Source organism: Micromonospora sp. D75, assembly GCF_018070405.1.
GTDB lineage: Bacteria > Actinomycetota > Actinomycetes > Mycobacteriales > Micromonosporaceae > Micromonospora > Micromonospora chalcea.
This window is the reverse complement of the sequence record NZ_JAGPXV010000458.1, coordinates 1-4,931: the sequence shown is the minus strand read 5'-3', so window position 1 is coordinate 4,931 and position 4,931 is coordinate 1. Positions and strand designations below refer to the sequence as shown.

Sequence of the window (4,931 nt, the reverse complement as noted above, 5' to 3'; positions counted from 1 at the left end):
ACAGTGGCCGGTTTGTCCTGGCCGGCCCCGGCGGGCAGCATCCCGCGGCGGAACGCCAGCAGCGCGGTGGCCGCGTCCAGCGCGGACCCACCCTGGTGCGCCCGGCCGGTCAGCGGCTTCTGGGTGGTCACCGGCGGGGTCCGGTCGCCGAAGACGGCACGCAACGCGGTCGCCTCGGCCCGGTCGTACGCGGGCACCCCGAGCGCGTCCGGCCAGACCACGTCCACGTCGTGCGGGCGTACCCCGGCGCGTTCCAGCGCCAGCCGCAGCGCCCGGGCGTAGTGCGCCGGGTCGGGGCCGGCGGCCGGGTCGGTGGGCGCGGCGTCGTGGGTGGCGGCCCAGCCGGTGATCTCCCCGTAGACGCGGGCGCCCCGGGCCAGCGCGTGTCCCAGCTCCTCGACCACGAAGACCGCGCCGCCCTCGGCCGGCACGTAGCCGCTGGCCGCGACGTCGAACGGCCGGTACGCGGCCTGCGGGTCGGACACGTCGCTGAGCAGGCCGGAGCGCAGCTGGCAGGCGAGCGCGTACGGGCTCAGCGGGCACTCGGTGGCCCCGGCGATCACCACCGGCGTGCCCCGGCGGACGGTGCGCACCGCGTGCGCGAGGCTGTCCAGCCCGCCGGCCGACTCGGACACGGTCACCCCGGACGGCCCCTTGAACTGGTGGCGGATCGACAGCTGGCCCACACTGGCCGCGTAGAACCAGGCGATCGACTGGTACGCCCCGACGGTGCGGGTCGGCCCGCCCCACAGCCGCTGCAGCTCCCGCTGGCCGAACAGGTTGCCGCCGGAGGAACTGGCGAGCGTGACCGCCCACTGGTACGGGTCGGGCGACACCTCGGGCAGCCCGGCGTCGGCCAGCGCCAGCCTGGTCGCGGCGAAGCCGAGGTGGGTCCACCTGTCGGTCTGCACCCGCTGCCGGGTGTCGCTGAACCCGGCCGGGTCGAAGTCGGACACCTCCCCGGCCACCCGGGTCGGGTAGCGCTCCGGGTCGAACAGCGTGATCGGCCCGATGCGCCGGGTGCCGGCCAGCACGGTGTTCCAGTGCGCCTCGGCGCCGATCCCGCTGGGCGCGACCACACCGATGCCCGTCACCACGGCCCGCGCGGTCATGTCGGCACCGCCGCCAGCCGGCGGAACACCATCGCGGACTGGAAGCCGCCGAACCCGCTGCCCACCGACAGCGCCACGTCCACCGGCACCTCCCGCGCCTCGTTCGGCACGTAGTCCAGGTCGCACTCCGGGTCGCGGGTGGTCCAGTTCGCCGTGGGCGGGACCACGCCGTACTCGATGGCCAGCGCGCAGGCGGCCATCTCGATCGAGCCGATCGCGCCGAGCGAGTGGCCGACCATCGACTTGATCGAGCTGATCGGCACCCGGTACGCGGTCTCCCCCAGCGCCCGCTTGAACGCCGCCGTCTCGTGCCTGTCGTTCTGCCGGGTGCCGGAGCCGTGCGCGCTGACGTACGACACGGCCGACGGGGCGAGCCGGGCCTGCCGCAGCGCGTCGCTGATCGCCACCGCCATCTCCGCGCCGTCCGGGCGCAGCCCGGTCATGTGGAAGCCGTTGCTGCGGCTGGCGTACCCGGCGACCTCGCAGTAGACGTGCGCGCCCCGGCGGCGGGCGTGCTCGGCCTCCTCCAGCACCAGCACGGCGGCGCCCTCGGCGAGGACGAAACCGTGCCGGTCGGCGTCGAACGGCCGGGAGGCGTGCTCCGGGTCGTCGTTGTCCGGGCTGGTCGCGCCGATCGCGTCGAACGAGGCGACGGTGACCGGGGAGATCGGCGAGTCGGCCGCCCCGGCCAGCACCACGTCGGCCTCGCCGTCGGCGACGAGCTGGTGGGCGTACCCGATCGCGTCGATGCCGGAGGTGCAGCCGGTGGAGATGACCTGCGCGGGGCCGTGCAGGCCGTGCCGGCACGCCACGTCGGCGGCCAGGCTGCTGGGCACCAGCGCCTGATAGAGGTACGGCCCGCCGAGCGCGTGGTCGACCAGCCAGTGCCGGCCGGAGTCGCTGACCCGCACGTACTCCTGCTCCAGCGCCATGGTCCCGCCGACGGCGGTGCCGAGCACCACCCCGGCGCGTTCGCGCTGCGCGTCGGTGAGGACGAGTCCGCTGTCCGCGAGCGCCTCGGCGGAGCAGGCGAGCGCGAACTGCACGTACCGGTCGGCGCGCTGCCGCTCGGCGAGCGTGATCCCGGCGGCGTCCGGGTCGAAGTCGCACTCGGCGGCGATCTGCGAGCGGAACGGCGACGGGTCGAAGAAGCTGATCCGCCGGGTCGCGGTGCGGCCCTCGGTGATCGTCTTCCAGAACCGGTCCCGGGTGGCGCCGCCGGGCGCGACGACACCCACGCCGGTGACCACGGTGCGCCGGCCGGTCACGACGGCTCCCGTGGCGGCGGGGCCGCGCTCTCGGTGTCGACGTGGCCGAGTTCCGGGCGGGGGGCGAGCGGTCCGAGGTGGAACACCACCTCGGCGGGCTCGTCGCCGGTGTTGCGCAGCCGGTGCCGCACGTCCTTCGGCACGTAGAGCGCCTCCCCGGCGGCGAGCGGCACCGGCGTGTCGTCCAGGTCGACGGTGATCGCGCCGCGGGCGACGTAGAGGAACTCCTCGCTGTACGGGTGGTAGTGCTCGGCGATCCGCTCCCCCGGCGCGAGCGTGGCCACGCCCATGAATCCGGAGGTGCTGCCGACCGTCTTCGGGCCGAGCAGGACCCGCAGCTCCCCGCCGCGACGGCGGTCGGCCGGCACGTCGTGGACGGAGACCCGGGCGGTGGTGGTGTCGGTCATCGGGTGCCTCCCGCGTACGCCCGCTCGATCTTTTCCTTGATCACGGCGAGCTGGATCGCGCTGTTGGTGTTGATCCGGTCGGTCATGCCGGCGTTGTCGACCGGCGCGGTCGGCTTCATCGCGAAGTCCTGCGTCCACGTCATCCGGGTGCCGCCGGGGATCTCCTCGTACCGCCAGTGGATGCGCATGTACTCGAACGGCCCGGTCTCGACGCGCCGGGCGTGCACCTCGCGGGTGGCCGGGTCGGCGGTGCGTTCGCTGACCCAGCTCCACGCCACGCCGTTCTCGTCGGGGTGCATGGTGAGCCGGAAGCGCACGGTGTCGCCGTCGCGGTGCAGGATCTCGGCGACCGCGTACTCGGTGAACAGCTCGGGCCACCGGGCCACGTCGTTGGTGATCTCCCAGACCAGCGGCAGCGGCGCGTCGATCTCCACCGCGTTCTCGGTGTGCCCGGGCGGATCGGCCTTGCGGGCGACCAGGTCGGCGACGCCGGCGATGCTGAGCTGCCCGGCCTGTTCCGGGATCTTCACCCGCCACCGGTCGGCCACCACCGCGGACAGTTCGAGCAGCGCCAGCGAGTCCATGCCCAGCTCCTCCAGGCTCGCGGCGGGCGTGCTGGCGGCGGCGTCCGGGTCCAGGCCGCAGTGCGTGACCAGGATGTCGGTGATCTCGCGGGCGAGCGGGCGGTCGGGGGCGACTGTCATTGGTTCCTCCAGGTGGTCGGGCCGGCGGCGGGCACGGCGCGAACGGGGGTACGGCCGGCCGGGTCGGCCTCGGCGCGCGGGTCGGGCACCGCCGACCGCAGCCGCGGTACGACGGCGCCGGCGTGGGCGCCGTCGGCCCGCTCGCCGGCCGGGGCGCTGCCGACGCTCCCGACGGGCCCGTCGGTGGCCACGGCGGGCGGGGTGAGCAGGCGTTCCACCAGGGCGGTGGTGTGCCGGGCGGCCCGGAACGCGGGGTCGCGCAGCACCCGCCGGGCGAACGGAATCGTGGTACGCACACCCGGACCGGCCACGTCGAATTCGGCCAGCGCCCGGTCGAGCCGGTCCAGCGCGGCGTCCCGGTCCGGCGCCCAGACCGCCACCTTCGCCAGCAGCGAGTCGTAGTGCGGGCTGACCAGGTAGCCGGTGTGCCCGTGGGTGTCGACCCGGGTGAACGGGCCGCCGGGCGGCCGGAACCGGTCCAGCCGGCCGGGCGCGGGCGCGAAGTCGCGGTCCGGGTCCTCCACGTTGACCCGGCACTCGATCGCCACGCCGGTCAGCCGGACGTCGGACTGACGCAGGCGCAGCGGGGTGCCGTACGCGATGTGCAGCTGCTCCTGCACCAGGTCCACGCCGGTGACCATCTCGGTGACCGGGTGTTCCACCTGGATCCGGCAGTTGATCTCCAGGAAGTGGCAGCGTTCCGCCTCGTCCACCAGGAACTCCACGGTGCCGGCCCCGGTGAAGCCGACCGACAGCGCGCCGCGCAGCGCCACCTCGGCGACGGTGTCCAGGGTGGCCTGCCGCAGCGCGGGCGCGGGCGCCTCCTCGATCAGCTTCTGGTGCCGGCGCTGCACCGAGCAGTCCCGGGTGCCCAGGTGCACGCCGTTGCCCTGGCCGTCGCAGAGCACCTGAACCTCGACGTGGCGGGCGTCGGCGAGGTACCGCTCGACGTACACCCGGTCGTCGCCGAACGCGACCTGCGCGGCGGCGCGGGTGCGGGCGTACGCGCGGGGCAGCTCCGCGGCCGAGCGCACCACAGTCATGCCGCGCCCGCCCCCGCCCGCAGCGGCCTTCACGATCACCGGGTAGCCCACGTCGGCGGCCACCTCCTGCGCCTCGGCGGCCGTCGCCAGCGTCCGGACGCTGCCCGGCGGCAGCGGCAGCCCGGCGGCGCTCATCAGCGCCCGCGCCGTCGACTTGTCCGCGAGCGCGGCCATCACCTGCGGCGGCGGGCCGACGAAGACCAACCCGTTCTCCGCGCAGATCTCGGCGAAGTCGGCGTCCTCGGACAGGAAGCCGTACCCGGGGTGGACCGCCTGCGCGCCGGTCTGCCGGGCCGCCTCCACGATCGCCGCCGCGTTGAGGTAGCTGCGCCGGCTGGCCGCCGGGCCGATCCGGACCGCCTCGTCGGCCCGCCGCACCGGCAGCGCGGCGGCGTCG

At 75.3% G+C, this 4,931-nt stretch carries 5 protein-coding genes; all 5 read right to left on the bottom strand.

The window, feature by feature from the left end; translation table 11 throughout:
* Positions 1-1,112: beta-ketoacyl synthase N-terminal-like domain-containing protein (locus KBX39_RS23040; RefSeq protein ID WP_210872465.1), on the bottom strand; the 1,112-nt coding region annotated here is incomplete at its 3' end.
* Complete coding sequence (locus tag KBX39_RS23035; protein WP_043323617.1) at positions 1,109-2,380, bottom strand: beta-ketoacyl synthase; 1,272 nt, start codon at positions 2,378-2,380, stop codon at positions 1,109-1,111. The genes KBX39_RS23035 and KBX39_RS23040, both read right to left, overlap by 4 nt.
* Positions 2,377-2,787 carry a cupin domain-containing protein gene (locus KBX39_RS23030; protein ID WP_043323615.1) on the bottom strand — a complete coding sequence of 137 codons (411 nt, stop codon included), beginning with the start codon at positions 2,785-2,787 and terminating at the stop codon, positions 2,377-2,379. The genes KBX39_RS23035 and KBX39_RS23030 overlap by 4 nt, the downstream gene beginning before the upstream one ends.
* Complete coding sequence (locus KBX39_RS23025; RefSeq protein ID WP_069088549.1) at positions 2,784-3,491, bottom strand: SRPBCC family protein; 708 nt, start codon at positions 3,489-3,491, stop codon at positions 2,784-2,786. The genes KBX39_RS23030 and KBX39_RS23025 overlap by 4 nt, the downstream gene beginning before the upstream one ends.
* The coding region (locus tag KBX39_RS23020) for an acetyl/propionyl/methylcrotonyl-CoA carboxylase subunit alpha (RefSeq protein WP_210872463.1) at positions 3,488-4,931 on the bottom strand (1,444 nt) is incomplete at its 5' end. The genes KBX39_RS23025 and KBX39_RS23020, both read right to left, overlap by 4 nt.